Raw genomic sequence first — 23,009 nt, 5'->3', positions numbered from 1 at the left:
TTGGCACATCCCTTAGTCAGGTAGTTGTAATGCGCGGATCAGCGCATCATTGTCTGCATTCTCAGCAACCCGAATTGCGCTCCAGCCAAGCTGGCGTGCAAGGGCTGCCAAACGTTCACTGACCACCACCAGATTACAGCGCAGTAACCATGAATTTCGGTAGTAATCAGGAACTAACTGGTACAACTGTTGCAGCATTTCTCCGCTGGTCACGACCAGCGTATCAACTCCGGCCCGTTGCCAGAGTGCACTCTGTTCACTGGCATCGTAGTAAACCGGGCTGCGCTGATAACATTCGCAGTAAGTGACATCGACACCGCGTTCTGTCAGCGTTTCGGCTAACAGCTCCCGTCCGCCATTACCGCGCAATATCAGCGCTTTTTTACCCTGTATGCGTTGCAATGCCGGAAGATTCAATAGCGTCTCGCTGGTTTCGCCATCCTGAGGATAGAGAACCGGCAGGCTGCTGACCCGGTGGAAAATCAGGCCAGTGGTGCGACCAATGGCAAAATAATTCACGGTGTCCGGCCAGTTTGTGGCGGACTGGCGCAAAGCCCGGTCAGCGTAACTGACGGCATGTTGCGAGAGCACGAACACCAGATCTTGCTGATTTAATGAGGATAGCAGGTTCGGAAGCGATGCGAGCTGGTTCCCCGGTGCAAAATCAATCAGCGGGGAATGGAAGGCAACCCGCCCCAGAGCGCGCAGCCGGCTAACCAGTGCTTCTCCTGCCGGAGAGGGGCGGGTGACCAGAATGGTCATTTAGGCACGTTCCCCTGATAGACCTCATGCAGGATTTCGCGCGCGCCGTTGGCGAGCAGCTCTTCTGCCAGGTCGACACCCATGCGGTGCGCGTTAGCGGCCGGACCGCGACGTTCTCCACACACCATCTGGCTGCCATCCGGTGCGCCGACCAACGCACGAAGCCAGAGCTCGTCACCTTCCAGCTCGGCATAGCTGCCGATTGGCACCTGACATCCCCCTTCAAGACGCATATTCATTGCCCGTTCAGCTTGCACACGTAACGTGGTTTCACGGTGCGCCAGTGGCGCCAGCAAGTCGCGGGTAGTTTGATCGTCAAGGCGGCATTCGATGCCGACGGCACCTTGTCCTACAGCGGGCAGACACTCTTCCGGTGTCAGTGCGTAAGTGATGCGGTTTTCCAGACCCAGACGTTTCAGGCCAGCGACAGCCAGAATAATGGCATCGTATTCACCGTTATCGAGTTTGGATAAGCGGGTGCCCACATTGCCGCGCAGATCACGAATCACCAGATCAGGACGTTTCTGACGCAACTGACACTGACGGCGCAGGCTCGATGTTCCGACAATACTGCCTTGTGGCAAATCCGCCAGACTGGCGTACTGATTGGAGACGAAAGCATCACGCGGGTCTTCGCGTTCACAAATAGTGACCAGTCCCAGACCTTCCGGGAACTCTACCGGCACGTCTTTCATGGAATGCACGGCGATATCCGCACGGCCATCGAGCATCGCCAGTTCAAGCTCTTTGACGAACAAACCTTTGCCACCCACTTTGGCCAGCGGGGTATCTAAAATGATATCGCCTTTGGTCACCATTGGAACCAGTTCCACCTGCAAACCGGGGTGACAGGCCATCAGCCGGCTTTGAACATATTGTGCCTGCCACAAAGCCAGCGGGCTCTGGCGGGTGGCAATTCGAATGATTTTGTCTACCATGTTTGTTACCGTTTAACTGTCTCTGTGCCCATCCTACCACTGACAATAGAAAGCTGTCAGCGTAAGAAGCCATTCGTAAAAGAAGGTTAACGGGTGTTGAAGAGATTTGTTCCGTTTCGGAACAGACGGTAAAATCCAGAGAAGCGGAAGAGTAATTGTGGTGCGTTACTTTCTTTACGGTCAAACAGCAAGGTGTTAAATTGATCACGTTTCCAGCAATTATTCGTCAACTATTTGCACAATCGCGGTTGTTCAAAGCATAAGCATCACGATAAATGACGGATTAGGAACGGGGTTCTTTCCAGACACATAATCAGGCGAAACGTCTTGTACCTCTACATCGAGACATTGAAGCAAAGATTGGATGCGATCAATCAGTTACGAGTAGATCGCGCACTGGCAGCAATGGGTCCTGCGTTTCAACAGGTCTACCAGCTGCTTCCTGTCTTTTTACATCAACATCACCCTCTGATGCCGGGATACCTTGAAGGTAAGGTTCCGCATGGTATCTGTGTTTTCACGCCTGATGAATCCCAACAAACCTACCTGACTGACCTTGAAGATAAATGGGGCAGCGCGCTCGAACCTCTTGTGAAAGGTGAATTGCCGATCACTGGCGTGTATTCCATGGGCAGCACCTCTTCCATTGGCCAGAGTCAAAGCTCTGATCTGGATATCTGGGTCTGCCATCAGTCCTGGCTCGATAACGAAGAGCGTAACCGCTTACAGCAAAAATGCAGCCTGTTAGAAAAATGGGCGGCCTCGCTGGGCGTAGAAGTCAGCTTCTTCCTGATCGATGAAAACCGCTTCCGCCACAATGAAAGTGGCAGCCTGGGTGGTGAAGACTGTGGTTCAACGCAGCACATCTTATTGCTCGACGAGTTCTACCGTACCGCCGTGCGTCTGGCCGGTAAGCGTATTCTATGGAATATGGTGCCGGGTGAAGAAGAAGCACATTACGACGAATATGTGCTTTCGCTGTATGCGCAGGGCGCGCTGACGCCAAACGAATGGCTCGATCTCGGTGGCCTCAGTACGCTGTCAGCGGAGGAGTATTTCGGCGCGAGTTTGTGGCAGTTGTATAAAAGTATCGATTCTCCTTATAAAGCGGTGCTCAAAACGTTGCTGCTGGAAACATACTCCTGGGAATACCCTAAAACGCAATTGCTGGCGATGGATATTAAACAACGCCTGCATCAGGGTGAGATCGTCTGCTTCGGGCTTGATTCCTATTGTATGATGCTCGACCGCGTGACCCGTTATCTCACCCAGATTGAAGATTTCACCCGCCTTGATTTAGTCCGCCGTTGTTTCTATTTAAAAGTCTGCGAAAAACTCTCCCGTGCACGGGCATCGGTTGGCTGGCGTCGTGAAATTCTCAGTCAACTGGTGGCTGAATGGGGATGGGATGAAGAACGTCTGGCTATGCTGGATAACCGGGCGAACTGGAAAATCGAGCGTGTGCGCGAAGCGCATAACGAATTGCTCGATGCCATGATGCAAAGCTATCGCAACCTGATCCGCTTTGCCCGTCGCAACAATTTAAGCGTCAGTGCCAGCCCGCAGGATATCGGCGTGCTGACCCGTAAGTTGTACGCCGCGTTTGAAGCGCTGCCGGGCAAAGTCACGCTGGTGAATCCGCAGATTTCACCTGATCTGTCAGAAAGCGATTTAACCTTTATTCATGTGCCGATTGGCCGGGCGAACCGCACCGGCTGGTATCTGTATAATCAGTCGCCGTCGATGGAATCTATCGTCAGCCACCAGCCGCTGGAATATAACCGCTATCTGAATAAACTGGTGGCGTGGGCCTATTTCAACGGACTACTGACGTCCACGACACGCCTGCATATTAAAAGCGGCAGCTTGTGTGATATCGCCAAACTGCGCGAACTGGTGGCAGATGTTTCGCACAACTTCCCGCTGCGTCTGGCGGCACCGACGCCAAAAGCGTTGTACAGCCCGTGCGAAATTCGTCACTTAGCGATTATCGTTAATCTGGAACACGATCCGACCGCAGCTTTCCGCAATCAGGTGGTGCATTTTGATTTCCGTAAGCTGGATGTTTTCAGTTTCGGGCAGAATCAGCAATGCATGGTCGGCAGTATTGACCTGCTCTATCGCAACTCATGGAATGAAGTGCGTACGCTGCATTTCAGCGGTGAACAGGCGGTGCTTGAAGCGCTGAAAACTATCCTGGGCAAAATGCATCAGGATGCTGCACCGCCGGAATCGGTAGAAGTGTTCTGCTACAGTCAGCATTTACGCGGCCTTATCCGTACGCGGATTCAGCAACTGGTGTCGGAATGTATTGAGCTTCGCCTGTCGAGCAAACGACTCGAACCCGGGCGTTTCAAAGCCGTGCGTGTTGCCGGGCAAACCTGGGGACTGTTCTTTGAACGTCTCAGCGTTTCTGTGCAAAAGCTGGAGAATGCGATCGAATTCTATGGCGCGATTTCCAACAACAAACTGCACGGTTTGTCGGTGAAATTGCAGACCGATCAGGCGCATCTCCCCGCTGTGATTGACGGCTACGCCAGCGAAGGGATCATTCAGTTCTTCTTCGAAGACAGTTCGGATGACATCGGCTTTAATATCTACATTCTTGATGAATCCAACCGTGTTGAGGTCTATCACCACTGCGAAGGCAGCAAAGAGGATCTGGTGCGCGATGTCAGCCGGTTCTACTCGTCTTCCCATGACCGGTTTACCTACGGCTCAAGCTTTATTAACTTCAACCTGCCGCAGTTCTATCAAATTGTGTCGCTCGATGACCGGATTCAGGTGATCCCTTTTCGCAGCAATGCCCTCTCTGCCGCCTGCGCCACCTTGCCTGAAAGCGACGTCGAACCTTCGCGGCTGAAGCAGCAATTCCAGTTGCATTAGAAAAGGTGTCCATATCACGGACATGTGGCAGATTATCCGGCTTTCCTGCGCTTTAAACCCTGAAAATGTGCCCGGGGGTTTTGTCGATTCCTGTTGCTTTTCATGATCCACCTGCGATTATAGAGAGCTTGGTCGCATGAATTACGGGCATTCATAAAATGAAAAACGCTTTACGCTGGTCTCTGGCCGCGACAATACTCTTTTCTCTCTCCGGTTGCGGACTTAAAGGGCCGTTGTATTTCCCACCGCCGGAAAAATCAGCCACGCAAAAAACCAGCAATGTTCCGGGTACGGCGAACGATGGTTCGTCGCAGGAAAAAGGGGTATCACCAGAAAGCCTCACGACGAACTCCAGAGATTGACCAGCAAATTGTCGGGGGTTTCGTGCCATGCTGGCAGAACCCTCTTCTTAAAGGATCATCGCGACTGGATTTGACCAGCGGTAAACGGAGTCAGTTATGCAGTTCTCCAAAATGCACGGCCTGGGTAACGATTTTATGGTCGTTGATGCCGTCACTCAAAATGTCTATTTTTCTCCCGAGTTGATCCGTCGTTTGTCTGACCGTCACCGTGGCGTAGGTTTTGACCAGTTACTGGTGGTGGAACCTCCTTACGATCCCGAATTAGACTTTCATTACCGTATTTTTAACGCGGACGGCAGTGAAGTCGCGCAGTGTGGTAATGGTGCGCGCTGTTTTGCCCGCTTTGTCCGCATTAAAGGTCTGACAAACAAACGTGATATCCGCGTCAGCACGCAGACCGGCCGCATGGTGCTGACTGTCACCGAAGATGAAGAAGTGCAGGTCAACATGGGCGAGCCGGTTTTCGAGCCGCAACAGGTGCCTTTCCGTGCAGCGAAACCGGAAAAGACCTATATTCTGCGTGCAGAAGAGCGCACAGTATTTTGCGGTGTGGTGTCGATGGGAAACCCGCATTGCGTATTACAGGTGGATGATGTGCTGACAGCAGAAGTCGAGGTTCTCGGGCCGATGCTGGAAAGTCATGACCGTTTTCCTGAGCGTGTGAACGTCGGTTTCATGCAGATCCTCAGCCCGGAAAGCGTAAAATTGCGCGTGTATGAGCGCGGCGCCGGTGAAACACAGGCATGCGGAAGTGGTGCCTGCGCGGCTGTTGCGGTTGGCATTCAGCAAGGTTTACTCGCAGAAGAAGTTCAGGTGGAACTGCCGGGAGGCAGCCTCGACATTCGCTGGAAAGGGCCGGGTCATCCGCTTTATATGACCGGACCTGCCACTCATGTTTACGACGGATTTATTCATCTATGAACAATCTTGATGACCAGATTGAACCGGTAATAGCTCTCGACGATGACAGCGTGATGCAATATCTGCTGCAAAACCCGGATTTCTTTATTCGCAATGCGCGCAGCGTCGAGCAGATGCACGTACCGCATCCGGTGAAAGGCAGTATTTCGCTGGTTGAATGGCAACTCGGACGTCAGCGTCATCAGATTGCCCAGCTTGAAGAAGAAATTACATTGCTGATGGAGCAGGCTTCGGTCAACGAAGCGTTGTTCGGGCGGATGATCGAGCTTCAGGCCACGCTCGCGGCGGCCAGCAGTTTGCAGGATATGCTTAACCGCCTGCAACGCTGGGCACGCAGTCTGGGGCTGGCGGGCGCCAATGTGCGCTTGTTCAGTGAAGGCTGGCGCATCGGCGCGCCATCAGATTTCACGCATCTTGCGGTGAGCCGCAGCGCGTTTGAATCCATGCGCATCCAGCGTCTGGGTGAAACGCCGCATTATCTCGGCGGCCTGAACGGTCCGGAATTACTGCTGTTATTGCCGCAGGCGAAAGCCGTGGGTTCCGTCGCACTGTCGCTGATGGGCGAACAGGGTGAGCTGGGCGTGCTGATTTTCAGCAGCCGTGATCCCCAGCATTATCAGCCTGGAATGGGCACGGTGCTACTCAACCAACTGGCAAAAATGTTACCTGGCCTGCTGGAACGCTGGATCGAACGCGTATGAATCACACCGAATCGCCTCTCTATCCCGCAGTCGAGGCGTTTCTGCGTTACCTGCATGTTGAACGCCAGCTCAGCCCGCTTACCACCACCAATTACAGCCGCCAGTTAGAAGCCCTGATCGCCATCTCCGGCGAGATCGGTATTTCCAACTGGCAGCAACTCGATGCGCCAAAAGTCCGCATGTTACTGGCGCGCAGTAAACGCGCCGGTTTGGGGCCATCCAGTCTGGCGCTGCGCATGTCTTCGCTGCGCAGCTTTCTTGACTGGCTGGTGCGTCAGGGCGTATTAAGCGCCAATCCTGCCAAAGGCATTTCCACGCCGCGTTCACCCAAGCATTTGCCAAAAAATCTTGATGTCGATGAAGTGAATAAACTGCTGGACATCGATCTCAATGATCCGCTTTCCGTGCGTGACCGCGCGATGCTGGAAGTGATGTATGGCGGCGGGCTGCGTCTTTCGGAACTGGTGGGTATCGACTGCAAACATATCGATATGGCCTCCGGCGAAGTGCGCGTGTTGGGTAAAGGCAGCAAAGAGCGCAAAGTGCCGATCGGGCGAACGGCTGTCACCTGGCTCGAACACTGGCTGGAACGCCGCGCTGATTTTAATCCGCAGGATGACGCGATGTTTTTGTCGAGCAAAGGCAGCCGTATTTCTGCGCGCAACGTGCAAAAGCGGTTTGCTGAATGGGGCGTGAAACAGGGCGTTAACAGCCATATTCATCCGCATAAACTACGACATTCTTTTGCCACGCACGTGCTGGAATCCAGCGGGGATCTGCGCGCGGTACAGGAACTGCTGGGGCACGCGAATCTGTCCACCACCCAAATCTATACCCACCTCGACTTTCAACATTTGGCGACGGTTTACGACGCCGCGCATCCCCGCGCAAAACGAGGAAAATCCTGATGAAGTTCTATCGTCCGCTGAAACGCATTGAAGCGATCACCTTCGATTTAGACGACACGCTGTATGACAATTACGACGTTATCCGCCGTACCGATACCGAAACGCTGAAATTCATGCAGGGTTTCCATCCGGCGCTGACGGATATGGCACCGGATACTGTCCGCCTGATGCGTGCAGAATTACTGGCGCAGGACGCGGAGATTTATCACGACGTCACCGAATGGCGCCGTCAGGCGGTTTTGCTGGCGATGACCCGCGCGGGTCTGAGTCGCAGTGAGGCTGAGCAGGGCACCAAAGCCACAATGGAAACCTTCGCGAAGTGGCGCAGCAGGATTTATGTTCCGCAGGAAAATCACGACGCGCTGGCGGCGCTGGCCGAACGCTGGCCGCTGGTTGCTATCACCAACGGCAATGCCGATCCGCACGCCTGTGGTCTGGCACAATATTTCCAGTTTACGTTGCGGGCGGGCGATCATGGCCGTGCCAAACCTTACGCCGACATGTATAAAAAAACGTCGATGAAGCTGGATATCCCGCTGGAAAACATTCTGCATGTGGGCGATGACCTGACGACAGACGTCGCGGGCGCGGTGCGTTGCGGGATGCAATCATGCTGGATTAATTTGCGCGAAGGCGACCTGATGCACATTAACGATGCCCGTCTGTTACCGCATATTGAGATTTCGCAGTTGGCATCGCTGACAGCATTGCTATAATCCCTTCTTAAATTACTCTGTATAAATTCACAGTGGAAATGCATTCGCGGCGATAATTTTCGCGTGAGTGCTTTTCTCATCTGACAAACGGTGCCTATGGACGTTTCTGACCTGCTCGACAGCCTGAATGAAAAACAACGTGAAGCCGTGGCCGCGCCGCGCAGCAATCTGTTGGTGCTGGCCGGGGCAGGCAGTGGCAAAACCCGCGTGCTGGTTCACCGCATTGCGTGGTTGCTGGCGGTAGAAAAGTGCTCGCCGTATTCTATTATGGCCGTCACATTTACCAATAAAGCGGCGGCAGAAATGCGCCACCGTATCGACCAGCTGATCGGCACCAGTCAGGGCGGCATGTGGATTGGTACCTTCCACGGCCTCGCGCACCGTTTGCTGCGTGCACACCATTTAGACGCCAATTTGCCACAGGATTTCCAGATCCTCGACAGTGATGACCAGATACGTCTGATCAAACGCCTGATCAAAGCCCTGAACATCGACGATAAACAATGGCCCCCGCGTCAGGCGATGTGGTACATCAACGGCAAAAAAGACGAAGGTCTGCGCCCGCAGCATGTCGAAACCTACAACAATCCCGTTGAAGCGACCTGGTTACGCATTTATCAGGCCTATCAGGAAGCTTGTGATCGTGCCGGGCTGGTGGATTTTGCTGAGTTATTGCTGCGCGCCCACGAACTCTGGCTGAACAAGCCACATATTTTGCAGCATTACCGCGAACGTTTTACCAACCTGATGGTGGACGAATTCCAGGACACCAACAGCATTCAGTACGCGTGGATCCGCCTGCTGGCAGGTGACAACAATAATGTGATGATCGTGGGTGATGATGACCAGTCGATTTACGGCTGGCGCGGTGCGCAGGTTGAAAACATCCAGCGCTTCCTGAAAGATTTCCCGAATGCACAAACCATCCGTCTGGAGCAGAACTACCGTTCAACCAGCACTATCCTGAAAGCCGCCAACTCACTGATTGAAAACAACAATGGCCGTATGGGTAAGAACCTGTGGACCGAGGACGGCGAAGGCGAACCGATTTCACTCTATTGCGCGTTCAACGAACTGGATGAATCGCGCTTTGTGGTTAACCGCATCAAAACCTGGCAGGACAACGGCGGTGCGCTGAAAGATTGCGCCATTCTTTACCGCAGCAACGCCCAGTCGCGTGTGCTGGAAGAAGCCTTATTGCAGATGGCGATGCCATACCGTATTTATGGCGGTCAGCGGTTCTTCGACCGTCAGGAAATCAAAGATGCGCTGGCGTATCTGCGATTGATGTCGAACCGCAATGACGATGCCGCTTTTGAGCGCGTGGTGAACACACCGACGCGCGGCATCGGCGACCGCACGCTGGATGTGGTGCGCCAGACAGCACGTGATCGTCAGATGACCATGTGGCAGGCCACCCGCGCGCTGTTGCAGGAAAAAGTGCTGGCAGGTCGTGCGGCATCTTCACTGCAACGCTTCACCGAACTGGTTGACGCACTGGCGCATGAAACCTCAGATATGCCGCTGCACGTGCAGACTGACCGGGTGATTAAAGATTCCGGCCTGTTCATCATGTATGAGCAGGAAAAAGGCGAAAAAGGGCAGGCGCGAATCGAAAACTTAGAGGAACTGGTGACAGCAACACGCCAGTTCAGCTATCAGGATGAAGACGAAGATCTGATGCCGCTGCAGGCGTTTCTGTCGCATGCCGCGCTGGAAGCGGGCGAAGGGCAGGCGGATGCCAATCAGGATGCGACGCAGTTAATGACACTACACTCGGCGAAAGGGCTGGAGTTCCCGCAGGTGTTTATCGTCGGCATGGAAGAGGGCATGTTCCCGAGCCAGATGTCGCTGGAAGAAGGCGGACGTCTGGAAGAAGAACGCCGTCTGGCCTATGTCGGCGTCACCCGCGCTATGCAAAAATTGACCCTGACCTACGCGGAAACCCGCCGTTTATACGGCAAAGAAGTGTCTCATCGCCCGTCACGTTTTGTCGGCGAACTGCCGGAAGATTGTGTCGAAGAAGTCAGGATGCGCGCCAGTGTGTCACGCCCGATGAGCAACCGCAGCGTCGGCACGCCAACCAGCGTCAGCGACACCGGCTTCAAACTCGGCCAGCGCGTTGTGCATCCTAAATTCGGCGAAGGTACTATCGTCAATATGGAAGGCAGCGGCGAACACAGCCGGTTACAAGTGGCGTTCCCGGGCGAAGGGATTAAGTGGCTCGTCGCCGCCTACGCTCGCCTCGAAGCAGTCTGATTTTTAACTCCCTCCCCTGCGAAGGGGAGGGTTGGGGTGGGGTATTAAGGTCAAAAACCAACGTTTAAGCGCGCTTAATCTCCTGTTTTGTCTGTAAAACCCCCTCCCATCCTCCCCCTTCGCAGGGGGAGGAGCCGAAAGGTCAGAGGCTAAAAGTTTCACCCACTTCGGCTTTCGCATACCATTCCAGCGTTTCTTTTACGCCTGCTTCGCCTTCCGGCGGGGTGCCTGGCAGATAATCCTGTTCCTGAACTGGCTGATACGCACCGTGTTTCACTTCAAAAATCACGCCGCCTTCGTCGAGAGATAGCACGCTGTGCCAGGTATTGGCCGGGATTTCCAGCAGACGGGTTTCTGCGCCGAGCCACAGGCGGTCGGTGACTTCGCCGCTGTTATCGTAAATCAGTACCAGAAAGCGACCACGCAGCGCGGTCAGCATTTCCCAGGTGTGTGGATGGCGGTGAATGCGCACATAAGTGCCGGGTTCCATGGCGATGGCCAGACGCTGAACGTCATCTTCAGGCGCCGGATGCATATTCAGATTTTGACGCAGTCGCGGTGAATGCGCCGCCTTGGTGATCAGGTCGCATAACGTATCTTGGTTTATCTGCTTAATCATTTTGGGTATCTGAAAAGTGAGGGGAGATCAGGGCATTGAGTGTAGCCAAAAAAGCGCCATCCGATAAGCCGGTAAGGTTATCAGGCCAGCCTGAAATTTATGCATAAATGTTGCCAGAATAGATTTGTTCGCGGTTGACAGTCTTTTTATTCCCGGCGTAACATGCGCGCACTATTATCAATGAGGAACTTCGCCTTGGACACACCCAGTAGATACTGGCTCAATAACCTGTTCATTAGGTACCACTTCTAAGGCCCTCCTCTTTGCTGATGGCCTTAGTGGTTGTCAGCGACCCCCGTTCTGTCGCTGTGAGTCAGATCTGAATTTGGTCTGAATTACGCCGGTGACAATTCTCACCCCGTGATTTTCTGTGCTTCAACGCGTTGTCCACTTTCTGTCATTTTTGGGAGAACGGGCACATGCTGAGTGCTTTTAAATTAGAAAACAGCCGCTTATCCCGTTTAGAGCTGGACGAGTCAGACGATCTCAAAACCTCATTGTGGGTGGATTTGGTCGAACCTGACGAGCTGGAGCGTGAGCGCGTTCAAAGTGAATTAGGGCAAAGCCTGGCGACACGTCCTGAACTGGACGACATCGAAGCTTCTGCACGTTTCTTTGAAGATGAAGACGGCCTGCACATTCACTCCTTCTTTTACTATGAAGATGCCGAAGATCATGCCGGCAACAGCACCGTGGCATTTACCGTGCGCGAAGGTCGTCTGTATACCCTGCGTGAGCGCGAATTACCGGCATTTCGTCTCTACCGTATGCGTGCCCGCAACCAGACGCTGGTTGACGGCAACGCCTATGAACTGCTGCTGGATTTGTTCGAAACTAAAATAGAGCAACTGGCGGATGAAATTGAAAATATCTACAGTGATCTGGAAAAACTCAGCCGGGTGATCATGGAAGGGCATCAGGGCGACGAATACGATGCTGCACTTTCCACGCTGGCAGAACTGGAAGATATCGGCTGGAAAGTGCGTTTATGTCTGATGGATACCCAGCGCGCGCTGAATTTCCTGGTGCGTAAGGCTCGTTTACCCGCAGGTCAGCTTGAGCAGGCGCGTGAAGTATTACGCGATATCGAATCCCTGTTGCCACACAACGAATCCCTGTTCCAGAAAGTTAACTTTCTGATGCAGGCGGCGATGGGTTTTATTAACATCGAACAGAACCGCATTATTAAGATTTTCTCGGTGGTTTCGGTGGTGTTCCTGCCGCCAACGCTGGTGGCTTCCAGTTACGGGATGAACTTTGAATTCATGCCGGAACTGAAATGGTCATTCGGTTATCCGGGCGCGATTGCGCTGATGATCCTCGCCGGGCTGGCGCCTTACCTGTACTTCAAACGTAAAAACTGGTTATAACCGACCATGCTGATGGAAAGGATGGTTCCGGCGGGGCAGTGGTTTATCCTCGTCGTTTCCTCACTGATTCTGGGCATTATTTTTCAGACCTTCCACGTTCCCGCTGCGCTCCTGCTCGGGCCGATGATTGTCGGCGTCGTCATGGGTTTATTGGGTGCCAGCGTGCGTATTCATCCGCTGTTCTTCAAAATATCGCAGGGCATTTTGGGCTGTATGATCGCGCAAAGTCTGTCGCCCTCGATTCTGCCGCCGTTACTCAATGACTGGCCGCTGGTGCTGATGGTGCTGGTGGCGACACTGCTTGCCAGCGGACTTTCCGGCTGGTTGCTGGTACGTTTTAGCCAGTTACCCGGCCCGACCGGCGCGTGGGGTTCATCACCTGGCGGTGCCAGCGCCATGGTCGCGATGGCCGGTGATTTCGGTGCGGATGTCCGTCTGGTGGCGTTTATGCAGTATCTGCGCGTGTTGTTTGTTGCCACGGCTGCCGCATTTGTTGCGCGTATGGCTATGGGCGACAGCGCATCGCTGGCGGCGGCAGTGGTCTGGTTTCCGCCGCTCACCTGGCGTTTCTTTGCCACGCTATTTCTGGCAGTAGCCGGTGTCTGGCTGGGGCCGCGCCTGCGTATCCCTTCCGGCGCGCTGCTGCTTCCGGCCATTGTCGGCGCGGTTTTGCATTCCACCGGAACGGTGACCTTAGAAGTGCCGGAATGGCTGCTGGCGATAGCGTACACGCTGATTGGCTGGAGTGTCGGGCTGCGCTTTACACGTCCGATTTTCAAACTGGCTTTACGTACGCTGCCTCAGATGATTGCCTCGATTATCGGGCTGATGCTGATTTGCGGGGGCATGGCATGGGTGCTGACCAAACTTTTGCACGTCGATATGCTGACGGCTTATCTGGCGACCAGCCCGGGCGGGCTGGACACCGTGGCGATTATTGCGGCAGGCAGCCACGCCGATTTAGGTTTTGTGATGGCGATGCAGACGCTGCGTCTGATCACCATCCTGGCAACTGGCCCCGCGATGGCGCGCTTTATCTCACGCAGCGCTGTGTCCGCTTCTTCCTCGTCGTAAACGGCCCTGCGTATAGAGCGCATCGCCGATAAAGCACAGCAGTCCCACCCAGATAAAGCCGAAGGTGATAAGTTGTGAGGTGTTGACGGTTTCACCGTAAAACACCACGGCCAGCAGGAACATCAGCGTTGGCCCGAGATACTGGAAAAAGCCCATCGTGGAGAGCTTCAGCCGGGCAGCGGCGGCGGTAAAGAACAGTAGCGGAATGGTGGTGATAATCCCGGCCGCCATCAGCAATAAATCCAGAGACCACGGATTCGCTGCCAGATTGCTGGTCTGGCTGTGGGCAATAAAGAACAGATAAATCCCGGCCACCGGCAGTAACCAGAGGGTTTCAATCAGCATCCCGGTTTGCGAATCCACGCCTATTTTTTTACGCAGCAGGCCATAGAAGGCGAATGTCAGGGACAGCCCGATGGCGATGACCGGCACGGAACCAAATACCCACACCTGCACCAGCACCCCGGCGAAAGCCAGCGCCACGGCGAACCATTGCAAACTTCGGAATCGTTCACGCAAAAACAGCATGCCAAGCACCACATTCACCAGCGGATTGATAAAGTAGCCGAGGCTGGCTTCCAGAATGTGATTATGATTAATTGCCCAAATAAAAATCAGCCAGTTCCCACCGACAAGCAGGGCGGTAATCAGTAACATGCCGATTTTCTTCGGTTGTGCCAATACCCGGCGGACATCGCCCCAGCTGCGGCTGACGGAGAGCAGCACTAACATAAAGAAGAAAGACCAGATCACCCGGTGAGTCAGAATTTCATCCGCCGGAACCTGTTTGATGAGCTTGAAATACGCCGGCGCGATCCCCCAGATCAGATAGGCGATAAAGGCAAAAATAACACCTTGCCGGGTACGGTGTGCGTCCATGTGGGTACCTGAAAAAAGAGTAAGGAAAGAAGCGGATTTTACCTGATCTCAGCCCACCATATAGGTCGCCGTAGTGGTCGCGATGTGAATGCCCGTGTCGCTGTGTAAATCCACGCGCGCCACGGAGACTTTGTTCCCGGCACGGATCAGGCTGGCGGAGGCAATAAAATACTCGCCACGGCCCGGACGCAGGTAATCAACGCGTAAATCGATGGTGCCCATTTTGGATAAACGCTGACGCATTTCGGCTTCCAGTAACGGGTGATCAGGTTTGTCGCGGCGGATCAGTGAACTGGTCACACAGACCAGACCGGCGGCGACATCCAGCACCGCAGCAATTACGCCGCCGTGCAGGATTTTTTGTGCGGCATTGCCCACCAGTTTTGTCTGGTTGGTAAATTTTAACTCTGCGTAGTCGCAGTCGAGACGTTTCAGCTCGAGGCCCAGTTCGCGGTTAAACGGCATATCGTAAACGAAAATATTGCCGATCAGTTGCAGGGCGGCCTCGTGGCTGAGAGATGAAGCAGACATGAATAAATTCCTGACGAAAACGAGTGGACAGTATGTTCGCCGAAAAAGTTAACGAAGTGTTGATTTTAGGTGCGGGCAGGAAGGATTTCTACACAGCGAAGGATAAATGTATTCAGTACTCATCTAGAAATGTATTTGTGTGTAAAATGCCCTGCTTTGAGATTTCCGGATTTTAGTCAGCGCGTGGTTGGCCGGGCAGACGGCATATTTTCAAAAATAATCAGTCGATAACTTTAGGGTGAGGGTAAGGAATAATGCGTAAAAATTGGGCTGTCGGAGCCGCCATGCTGGCGATGCCAATGCTGGGACACGCCGCAGAGGCCACTGTGCAGGAAGTGCATGATAAACCTGCGGTACGCGGAAGTATTATTGCGAATATGTTGCAGGAGCACGACAACCCGTTCACATTATATCCTTACGAACAAAACTACCTGATTTACACTGATACCAGCAATATCAACAAGAAAGCCATTCAGTCTTACGACTGGGCAGATAAAGCACGTCATGATGAAGTTGAGTTCCAGCTCAGCCTGGCGTTCCCGTTGTGGCGTGGAATTGCGGGTGATAACTCGGTGCTCGGCGCGTCTTACACGCAAAAATCATTCTGGCAGCTTTCCAACAGCGGCGAGTCTTCACCTTTTCGTGAGACCAACTACGAGCCACAGCTTTTCCTCGCCTGGGCAACGGATTACGATTTCCTCGGCTGGACATTGCGCGAAGCAGAATATGGTGTCAGTCATCAGTCTAACGGCCGCTCAGATCCGACGTCCCGCAGCTGGAACCGCGTGTATGCCCGTTTCATGGCGCAAAACGGTAACTGGCAGGTGGATTTAAAACCGTGGTACCGCATCCCTGAAAGCGATGAAAACGACGATAACCCGGACATCAACAAATACATGGGTTATTACCGCCTGAAAGTCGGTTATGCGTGGGGTGACAGCGTGTTCAGCGTGGAAAGCCGTTACAACTGGAATACCGGTTACGGCGGTGCGACGACTGGCTGGAGCTACCCGATTTCCAAACAGGTCCGCTTCTATACTCAGGTATTCAGCGGCTACGGCGAGTCATTGATCGACTACAACCATAAGCAGACCCGTATCGGTGTGGGTATCATGCTTAACGACATCATGTAATTGCGCCATACTTCTGGTTGCAGTTGCGTTGGCCGCACCCGGAATTATTTAGGGTATATTATGTCGGTGCAGTACAGCCCCGGCGGCTTTAGGGCTTAGCCGGGTGGTTTGAACAGTTGGGGAATTGAGTGTCTACGGCGGCAGTGATAAACAAAGAAGAGCTGGCTCATCAGGTATTACGCGATACCTTCGGCTATCAGCAATTCAGACCAGGCCAGCAAACTATCATCAATACCGCCCTTTCTGGCCGGGATTGTCTGGTAGTGATGCCAACAGGCGGCGGTAAATCGCTGTGCTATCAAATTCCCGCGCTGGTGATGGACGGCCTGACGCTGGTTGTTTCGCCGCTCATCTCGCTGATGAAAGATCAGGTCGACCAGCTGATGGCCGCAGGCGTTGAAGCCGGTTGCCTGAACTCAACGCAAACCCGTGAGCAACAGCTGGAAGTGATGGCCGGTTGCCGTGCGGGACGTATCAAAATGCTGTATATCGCGCCGGAACGCCTGATGATGGGCGATTTCCTCGAGCAGCTGCAACAGTGGAATCCGGCGATGCTTGCCGTGGATGAAGCCCACTGTATTTCCCAATGGGGCCACGATTTCCGCCCGGAATATCGCGCGCTCGGCCAGCTGAAACTGCGTTATCCGCAACTGCCGGTGATCGCCCTGACCGCGACCGCCGATGAAGCCACCCGTAACGATATCGTCCGCCTGCTGGAACTGAACGATCCGCTGATTCAGGTCAGCAGTTTCGATCGTCCGAATATCCGTTACACGCTGGTGGAAAAATTTAAGCCGCTCGATCAACTGATCCGCTTTGTGCAGGATCAGCGCGGTAAAAGCGGCATTATTTACTGTAACAGCCGTGCCAAAGTGGAAGACACAGCCGCCCGTCTGCAAAGCCGCGGGCTGAGCGTCGGCGCGTATCACGCCGGGCTGGATAACGACACCCGCGCCCGCGTGCAGGAAGGTTTCCAGCGCGACGACCTGCAAATTGTGGTCGCCACCGTCGCCTTCGGGATGGGCATCAACAAACCTAACGTGCGTTTTGTGGTGCACTTTGATATTCCACGCACCATCGAGTCTTATTATCAGGAAACGGGCCGGGCAGGGCGTGACGGCCTGCCTGCCGAAGCGGTGCTGCTTTACGATCCGGCTGATATGGCCTGGCTGCGCCGCTGTCTGGAAGAGAAACCGGCGGGCGCTCAGCAGGATGTTGAACGCCATAAGCTGAATGCCATGAATGCGTTTGCGGAAGCGCAAACCTGCCGCCGTCTGGTGCTGCTCAATTACTTCGGTGAAGGCAAACAGAACGCCTGCGGTAACTGCGATGTGTGCCTTGACCCGCCAAAACGCTATGACGGTTTGCTGGATGCGCAGAAAGCGTTGTCGGTCGTTGCGCGCGTCGGACAACGTTTTGGCTTAGGGTATGTGGTCGAAGTGCTGCGCGGTTCGAACAACCAGCGTATCCGCGAATACGGCCACGACAAGCTGACTGTGTACGGCATCGGCAAAGAACACAGCAACGAACACTGGACCAGCGTGGTACGCCAGCTGATCCACCTCGGGCTGATTACGCAAAATATTGCCATGCACTCGGCGTTACAACTGACGGAATCGGCGCGTCCGGTTTTACGGGGCGAAATCCCGTTGCAGTTGGCCGTGCCGCGTATTCAGACGCTCAAAATTAAAAGCAGTGCCAGCCAGAAAACTTACGGCGGGAATTACGATCGTAAGTTGTTTGCTAAATTGCGTAAACTGCGTAAGTCACTGGCGGATGACAATAATGTGCCGCCGTACGTGGTATTTAACGACACGACGCTGCTGGAAATGGCTGAACATCTGCCCGTCAGCGCGAGCGATTTGCTGGACATCACGGGTGTTGGTCAGCGTAAGCTGGAGAAATTCGGCAGGCCATTTATGGCGATGATCCGCGATCACATCGATAACGGCGACGAATAAGAATTCTGTTTCCTACACATAACACAGAGAGTTAATCATGCTGATGCTATTCCTGACGGTTGCGATGGTTCATCTGATCGCGCTGATGAGTCCGGGGCCGGACTTCTTCTTTGTTTCACAAACCGCCGCCAGCCGGTCGCGTAAAGAAGCCATGATGGGCGTGATTGGTATTACGCTCGGCGTACTGGTGTGGGCAGCGGTTGCGCTGATGGGATTACATTTAATTCTGCAAAAAATGGCCTGGCTGCATCAGATCATCACCGTCGGTGGCGGCCTCTATCTGTGCTGGATGGGCTGGCAGTTGATGAAATCAGCACGTGCTAAAAAACAAAACGGCGACGACACTCCTGTAACGCTGCCTGCCCGTGGCCGCACGTTTATGCGCGGGCTGCTGACCAATCTTTCGAATCCTAAAGCTGTTATTTACTTCGGCAGCGTGTTCTCTATGTTCGTTGGCGACAGTGTCAGCGGTGGCGAGCGTCTGGGTATATTTCTGCTGATTGTGGTGGAAACCCTGGCCTGGTTCTCGCTAGTGGCGCTGGTTTTTGCCCTGCCGAAAATGCGTCGCGGCTATCAGCGTTTAGCAAAATGGATCGATGGCGTGGCAGGCGTGGTGTTTGCAGGCTTTGGTGTTGCGCTTATCGTGAATCGTTAATCAACGCATTTTGCGCATAAAAAAGGGTTCGGTTGATGCCGAACCCTTTTTGCATTTTGCGGCGTTAAACCTTCCGCGCACTTGCCAGTAACACACCCACCAGCATAAACAGCGAGCCGAAAATGCGGTTCAGCAACTGCATTTGTTTCGGGGCTTTCACCCAGCCGGCGATGCGCGTGGCCAGCGTGGCGTAACCGATCATCACAATAATATCGACAACGACGGTGGTCACGCCCAGTACCACGTATTGTGCAGCCTGAGGTTGGTGCGCAATGATAAACTGCGGGAATAACGCGGCCAGAAACACAATGCTTTTTGGATTGGTCAGGTTCACCAGGATGGCGCGTTTGAATAAACGGCGACGTGGCATACTGCTGGCGAGCGCGCTCAGATCAATCGCACCGGCAGAACGCCACTGGCAAATACCCAGCCAGATTAAGTACGCCGCACCCAGCCATTTGAGAATTTCAAAGGCCATCAGCGATGATGAGATCAGTGCGCCCAGCCCGATACCGACCAGCACGATGTGGATGGTTAAACCGAGCTGTAACCCGGCGATGGACGCCACCGCACCGCGATAGCCGTGGCTGATGCCCGTACTCATCGTATTAATCGCGCCGGAACCGGGGGATAAACTTAAAATAGAAGTGGTGAGCAGGTAGGTTAACCACCAGTCAAGTGTCATTGCGAGACTCCCTGAATACGTTTTATGTTGTTTTATGGCACAATACGCCATTGTTTATAATTGCGCTATAACTCACAAATAACACTTTTCCTCCTCCCTGCCTGACGACTTTGGATCATTGAATGCCTGTGAATTTTGGGAAGTGGTTAACACGAGAGAAGGAGTTTTCCGCCTTTGCGACCGGACCTTTGCTGGATTTCTGGCGTACGCGCGAAGAAGGCGAGTTTAGCGGCGTTGACGATGTCCCGATCCGCTATGTCCGGTTCTGTTCCTCCGCGCATGATAAAGTCATCGTGGTGTCACCGGGTCGTATAGAAAGCTACGTAAAATATCCTGAAGTAGCCTACGATTTATTCCATTGCGGCTACGATGTCATGATTGTCGATCACCGTGGTCAGGGGCGTTCCGGGCGTATGCTCGACGATCCGCATTGTGGCCACGTTAAGCATTTTGACGATTATGTTGAGGATTTCGAAAGCTTTTATCAGCTGGAGATTGCCCCACGTCAGTACGCGAAAAAGTTCGCGCTGGCACACTCCATGGGCGGTGCGATCCTGGCGCTGTTTCTGGCGAAAAATCCGGGCAAGTTTGATGCAGCGGCGTTACTCGCGCCGATGACCGGCATTTATTTGCCCATGCCGGGCTGGATTTCCCGCCGGATCCTCAACTGGGCGGAGAATCGTCCGCTACGCCGTGACGGCTATGCGCTGGGCACCGGTCACTGGCGGCCATTACCGTTTGTGGTCAACCGCCTGACACACAGCCGTGAGCGTTATCGCCGTAATCTGCGTTTTTATGCCGATTACCCTGAGCTGCAGGTCGGCGGGCCAACCTATCATTGGGTACGTGAAGGGATTGAGGCGGGGATGCATATCCTGAAAGAAGCCGAAAAAATCACCACCCCTGTTCTGTTATTGCAGGCGAGCGAAGACCGTGTGGTGGATAACCGGTCCCATCTTGCTTTTTGTCAGGCCATGGCCGTTGCGGGACACCCTTGTGAAGGGGAAAAACCGCTGGTCATTGAAGGCGCGCGCCATGAGATCCTGTTTGAACGGGACGACCTGAGGGCACAGGCGCTGGACGCTATCATGCGCTTTTTTGCGCGACAGCATTAATCCGCGGTTCGCCGCGCACAACTCCATCAGAGGTTAGAACCTAACGCTATGTACCATGTTGTTGCTTCCGATTTAGATGGCACGCTGCTATCACCTGATCATACCCTGAGCCCGTTCGCCAAAGAGACGCTGAAATTGCTGACCCAGCGCGACGTGCATTTCGTGTTCGCCACCGGGCGTCACCATATCGATGTAGCGCAGATGCGCGACAATCTGGAAATCAGTGCGTACATGATCACCTCCAACGGTGCGCGCGTGCATAACACCGACGGTGACCTGATTTTCTCGCACAATCTGGATGAAGACATCGCCAGAGACCTGTTCGGCATCATGCATAACAATCCGGATATTCTGACCAACGTTTATCGCAACGATGACTGGTACATGAACCGTGACCGCGCCGATCAGGATGATTTTTTCCGCGAATCCGTTTTCAAATACAAACTGTATGAACCGGGTTTGCTGGAAACTGACGGTATCTGCAAAGTGTATTTCACCTGTGAAGATCATGAAAAACTGTTGCCACTGGAAGAAGCGATCAATGCGCGCTGGGGCGACCGTGTGAATGTCAGCTTCTCACTGCCGGTATGTCTGGAAGTGATGGCAGGCGGCGTATCGAAAGGGCATGCGCTGGAATATGTTTCCAAGCTGATGGGTTATTCCCTGAAGGATTGCATCGCCTTTGGTGATGGCCTGAATGACCTGGAAATGCTGAGCATGGCCGGTAAAGGTTGTCTGATGAGCGGTTCATTGCCACGTCTGAAAGCTGCCATGTCGGATGCAGAAATCATCGGATCCAATGCTGACGATGCCGTGCCGCATTACCTGCGTAAGATGTATCTGGCCGAAGAAAGCTGATTCGCAGCAAAACCAAAGCAGGGTGTTACCCTGCTTTGGGATCTGCACTTGCAAATCACTTATAAGACCTGTAATGATAATAGTAAATACACCAACTGCCAGCACCGCAAATTATTCCTCCTGCAACACTAGCCTTTAGTATTTTGAGAAAATCAATTGCTAAAAAGTCTATAGGGTCACCGTACATAATTAGTAAAAATAAATCACCCAATAGTAAAGTGCTACACGATGCAACAAAAATAACTAATGGACAGCTAAAAATTAGATAAATAAAGATCATGAGCCATTTTTTGGTAGAGATTTTCTTCATTTTCCTCCCACCTTCTTCCCTGCTTGATCATTATTGTACTCAGTTATCACTGAGCCAGTTATATTCCCTGCCGTTCCTGGTAATGGATCCAGTCGCATGGGTTTTGATATACCCATCCCCATGTCTGTCCATTCCCAGTTTCTCCAGTTCTGGTTAATTATCTTATCCAGTGGCCCTTGAACCAACTTACCGGCCCCATAGCCCAATCCTGAAGCTATGCCATTTATTGCCCCTCCCTTAAATGGATCATATCCCTTCAGATAACTTGATGTCGCACCGCCTGCGGCATTCCAACCCACAGTTCCCCACAGCCCCGTATTCGCCGTAAATGCTCCCACATAAGTAGCTATAAGCACATCTGTAGGATTGGTTTTACCATTCAAGCCATACTGGATTGCTGCATTCGCACTGCCGCCAATAGCACCTGTCGCCTGCATGCCACCCGGCAGATAAATCAGCCCTGCGGTCGCCATCGCTCCAGTCACCGCATCCCGTTCATTCAGCGCCTTCTGGCTACTTGCTGAACCAGGCGCTGACTCGCAGCTTGCCATATCAATACCGTGCTGGCGTATCCACGCTTCTTGTCCCACTTCCGTACCACCACCTAACAGGTTGTTGTTCACCGTCGTGTTTCCTGCTATCGCGCCTGTCATACCGTCTGCCGTACTGTCTCCGGTTAAACCACCCGCCAGCCGGTCGTCACTTTCGTCACTCACCGACTGTGCTGTCGTCACCGCACTGTCCAAAGTGTTGAAACTTTGACTGTGAGTGGTGCCTTCTTCGTTCATCTCGTGGTGGAATGGATTATTATCTGTAATTAAGTACATATACTAAATCACTATGAATAAATGAAAGTTTTCTTAACCCTGACTGACTTTAAAAAATATAAAGACCAAATGATAGCGAACACTAAAGCCCTGACTATTGGCATTATTTGTTCAAAACCAATTTTGTATCCATCAAAAATATTAACAGCGCTCATCTGGTCTAAACAGGGTATGGCAACAGTGCTTATAATAAGAAAAATGAAAAGTTTGGGGAGTGATTTTTTCTTTCTTAAGAAAATGGAGATCACATAGATAATCATAAAGAACAGTACGCTATTAGCAACTAATGCCATTAAGAAGTACAGTTTATGAGTGCTTATCATCATGGTATAACTTTCATTTATGATTATTATATTCCCTGCCGCACTTATAAAATAAACCACACCTAAATAAAATAAATTAAAAAGTGGAATAAATAGAAAACCACCGATTTTTCTGTAGCGTTTTTCTTCACACGCAGGGCAGTATTCCTTGTGCTGAGATATTGGTGCGTCACATTTAATACAAGTCCATTTCATAGAAAAATCCTTTTTTATGTA

General features: G+C 52.9%; 22 protein-coding genes. 14 read left to right on the top strand and 8 right to left on the bottom strand.

Going from position 1 to position 23,009, the window contains the following annotated elements; translation table 11 throughout:
• Positions 1-12: 12 nt before the first annotated feature.
• Both hemD and hemC read right to left on the bottom strand, forming a co-directional pair.
• Positions 13-762, bottom strand: coding sequence for a uroporphyrinogen-III synthase (gene hemD / locus AACU55_RS05130; RefSeq protein WP_037035461.1), 750 nt, complete (start codon positions 760-762; stop codon positions 13-15).
• Positions 759-1,700 (bottom strand): hydroxymethylbilane synthase, encoded by a 942-nt coding sequence (gene hemC, locus AACU55_RS05125; protein WP_037035462.1) that lies wholly within the window; start codon positions 1,698-1,700, stop codon positions 759-761. Before hemC ends, hemD begins: the two co-directional genes overlap by 4 nt.
• Before the next feature lie 327 nt (positions 1,701-2,027).
• On the opposite strand from hemC, the gene AACU55_RS05120 reads away from it, so the two are divergent.
• The 7 genes from AACU55_RS05120 (at position 2,028) to uvrD (ending at position 10,453) form a co-directional block, all read left to right on the top strand.
• On the top strand, positions 2,028-4,586 hold the full coding sequence (locus tag AACU55_RS05120) for a class I adenylate cyclase (RefSeq protein WP_013577520.1): 2,559 nt from the start codon (positions 2,028-2,030) through the stop codon (positions 4,584-4,586).
• A 158-nt stretch (positions 4,587-4,744) separates the two neighbouring features.
• On the top strand, positions 4,745-4,948 hold the full coding sequence (gene lptM / locus AACU55_RS05115) for an LPS translocon maturation chaperone LptM (protein WP_013577519.1): 204 nt from the start codon (positions 4,745-4,747) through the stop codon (positions 4,946-4,948).
• Positions 4,949-5,044: 96 nt separating this feature from the next.
• Positions 5,045-5,869 carry a diaminopimelate epimerase gene (dapF, locus tag AACU55_RS05110; protein ID WP_013577518.1) on the top strand — a complete coding sequence of 275 codons (825 nt, stop codon included), beginning with the start codon at positions 5,045-5,047 and terminating at the stop codon, positions 5,867-5,869.
• Positions 5,866-6,570: a DUF484 domain-containing protein gene (locus AACU55_RS05105; protein WP_013577517.1), complete on the top strand. Its 705-nt coding sequence runs from the start codon at positions 5,866-5,868 to the stop codon at positions 6,568-6,570. Before dapF ends, AACU55_RS05105 begins: the two co-directional genes overlap by 4 nt.
• Complete coding sequence (xerC, locus tag AACU55_RS05100; RefSeq protein WP_119262182.1) at positions 6,567-7,478, top strand: tyrosine recombinase XerC; 912 nt, start codon at positions 6,567-6,569, stop codon at positions 7,476-7,478. Before AACU55_RS05105 ends, xerC begins: the two co-directional genes overlap by 4 nt.
• Complete coding sequence (gene yigB / locus AACU55_RS05095; RefSeq protein WP_037035464.1) at positions 7,478-8,194, top strand: 5-amino-6-(5-phospho-D-ribitylamino)uracil phosphatase YigB; 717 nt, start codon at positions 7,478-7,480, stop codon at positions 8,192-8,194. The genes xerC and yigB overlap by 1 nt, the downstream gene beginning before the upstream one ends.
• Before the next feature lie 96 nt (positions 8,195-8,290).
• On the top strand, positions 8,291-10,453 hold the full coding sequence (uvrD, locus tag AACU55_RS05090) for a DNA helicase II (RefSeq protein WP_013577514.1): 2,163 nt from the start codon (positions 8,291-8,293) through the stop codon (positions 10,451-10,453).
• A 142-nt stretch (positions 10,454-10,595) separates the two neighbouring features.
• Here uvrD and AACU55_RS05085 read toward each other — a convergent pair whose 3' ends face one another.
• On the bottom strand, positions 10,596-11,072 hold the full coding sequence (locus tag AACU55_RS05085) for a WbuC family cupin fold metalloprotein (RefSeq protein ID WP_037035466.1): 477 nt from the start codon (positions 11,070-11,072) through the stop codon (positions 10,596-10,598).
• A 419-nt stretch (positions 11,073-11,491) separates the two neighbouring features.
• Here AACU55_RS05085 and corA point away from each other — a divergent pair, with 419 nt between their 5' ends.
• Together corA and AACU55_RS05075 are read left to right on the top strand one after the other, a co-directional pair.
• Positions 11,492-12,442: a magnesium/cobalt transporter CorA gene (gene corA, locus AACU55_RS05080; RefSeq protein WP_013577512.1), complete on the top strand. Its 951-nt coding sequence runs from the start codon at positions 11,492-11,494 to the stop codon at positions 12,440-12,442.
• A gap of 6 nt (positions 12,443-12,448) precedes the next feature.
• A complete protein-coding gene (locus AACU55_RS05075) occupies positions 12,449-13,516 on the top strand; it encodes an AbrB family transcriptional regulator (RefSeq protein ID WP_369794807.1) in 1,068 nt (355 codons plus the stop codon).
• Here the strand turns inward: AACU55_RS05075 and rarD are convergent.
• Both rarD and AACU55_RS05065 read right to left on the bottom strand, forming a co-directional pair.
• The gene (rarD, locus tag AACU55_RS05070; RefSeq protein WP_134706780.1) at positions 13,481-14,395 is read right to left on the bottom strand and encodes an EamA family transporter RarD; all 915 of its coding nucleotides are present in this window, start codon (positions 14,393-14,395) and stop codon (positions 13,481-13,483) included. The genes AACU55_RS05075 and rarD overlap by 36 nt on opposite strands.
• A gap of 48 nt (positions 14,396-14,443) precedes the next feature.
• The gene (locus AACU55_RS05065; protein WP_013577509.1) at positions 14,444-14,926 is read right to left on the bottom strand and encodes a thioesterase family protein; all 483 of its coding nucleotides are present in this window, start codon (positions 14,924-14,926) and stop codon (positions 14,444-14,446) included.
• A 254-nt stretch (positions 14,927-15,180) separates the two neighbouring features.
• Here AACU55_RS05065 and pldA point away from each other — a divergent pair, with 254 nt between their 5' ends.
• The 3 genes from pldA (at position 15,181) to rhtC (ending at position 18,675) form a co-directional block, all read left to right on the top strand.
• Complete coding sequence (pldA, locus tag AACU55_RS05060; RefSeq protein ID WP_013577507.1) at positions 15,181-16,059, top strand: phospholipase A; 879 nt, start codon at positions 15,181-15,183, stop codon at positions 16,057-16,059.
• A gap of 128 nt (positions 16,060-16,187) precedes the next feature.
• Complete coding sequence (gene recQ, locus AACU55_RS05055) at positions 16,188-18,020, top strand: ATP-dependent DNA helicase RecQ (protein ID WP_013577506.1); 1,833 nt, start codon at positions 16,188-16,190, stop codon at positions 18,018-18,020.
• A 37-nt stretch (positions 18,021-18,057) separates the two neighbouring features.
• On the top strand, positions 18,058-18,675 hold the full coding sequence (rhtC, locus tag AACU55_RS05050) for a threonine export protein RhtC (RefSeq protein ID WP_013577505.1): 618 nt from the start codon (positions 18,058-18,060) through the stop codon (positions 18,673-18,675).
• A 64-nt stretch (positions 18,676-18,739) separates the two neighbouring features.
• Here rhtC and rhtB read toward each other — a convergent pair whose 3' ends face one another.
• On the bottom strand, positions 18,740-19,360 hold the full coding sequence (gene rhtB, locus AACU55_RS05045; protein ID WP_134706779.1) for a homoserine/homoserine lactone efflux protein: 621 nt from the start codon (positions 19,358-19,360) through the stop codon (positions 18,740-18,742).
• Between the two features lie 122 nt (positions 19,361-19,482).
• Here rhtB and pldB point away from each other — a divergent pair, with 122 nt between their 5' ends.
• Together pldB and yigL are read left to right on the top strand one after the other, a co-directional pair.
• On the top strand, positions 19,483-20,475 hold the full coding sequence (pldB, locus tag AACU55_RS05040) for a lysophospholipase L2 (protein WP_134706778.1): 993 nt from the start codon (positions 19,483-19,485) through the stop codon (positions 20,473-20,475).
• A gap of 48 nt (positions 20,476-20,523) precedes the next feature.
• Positions 20,524-21,333 (top strand): sugar/pyridoxal phosphate phosphatase YigL, encoded by an 810-nt coding sequence (yigL, locus tag AACU55_RS05035; RefSeq protein ID WP_134706777.1) that lies wholly within the window; start codon positions 20,524-20,526, stop codon positions 21,331-21,333.
• A 306-nt stretch (positions 21,334-21,639) separates the two neighbouring features.
• Here yigL and AACU55_RS05030 read toward each other — a convergent pair whose 3' ends face one another.
• On the bottom strand, positions 21,640-22,470 hold the full coding sequence (locus AACU55_RS05030; RefSeq protein ID WP_240785681.1) for a VENN motif pre-toxin domain-containing protein: 831 nt from the start codon (positions 22,468-22,470) through the stop codon (positions 21,640-21,642).
• An 11-nt stretch (positions 22,471-22,481) separates the two neighbouring features.
• On the bottom strand, positions 22,482-22,988 hold the full coding sequence (locus tag AACU55_RS05025; RefSeq protein ID WP_134706776.1) for a DUF2569 family protein: 507 nt from the start codon (positions 22,986-22,988) through the stop codon (positions 22,482-22,484).
• Between the last annotated feature and the right edge of the window lie 21 nt (positions 22,989-23,009).

It is taken from the genome of Rahnella sp. CJA17(1/100), assembly GCF_963881615.1.
GTDB lineage: Bacteria > Pseudomonadota > Gammaproteobacteria > Enterobacterales > Enterobacteriaceae > Rahnella > Rahnella aceris.
Note: the sequence above shows the minus strand (reverse complement) of the source record. Positions and strands in the feature narration are given on the sequence as shown.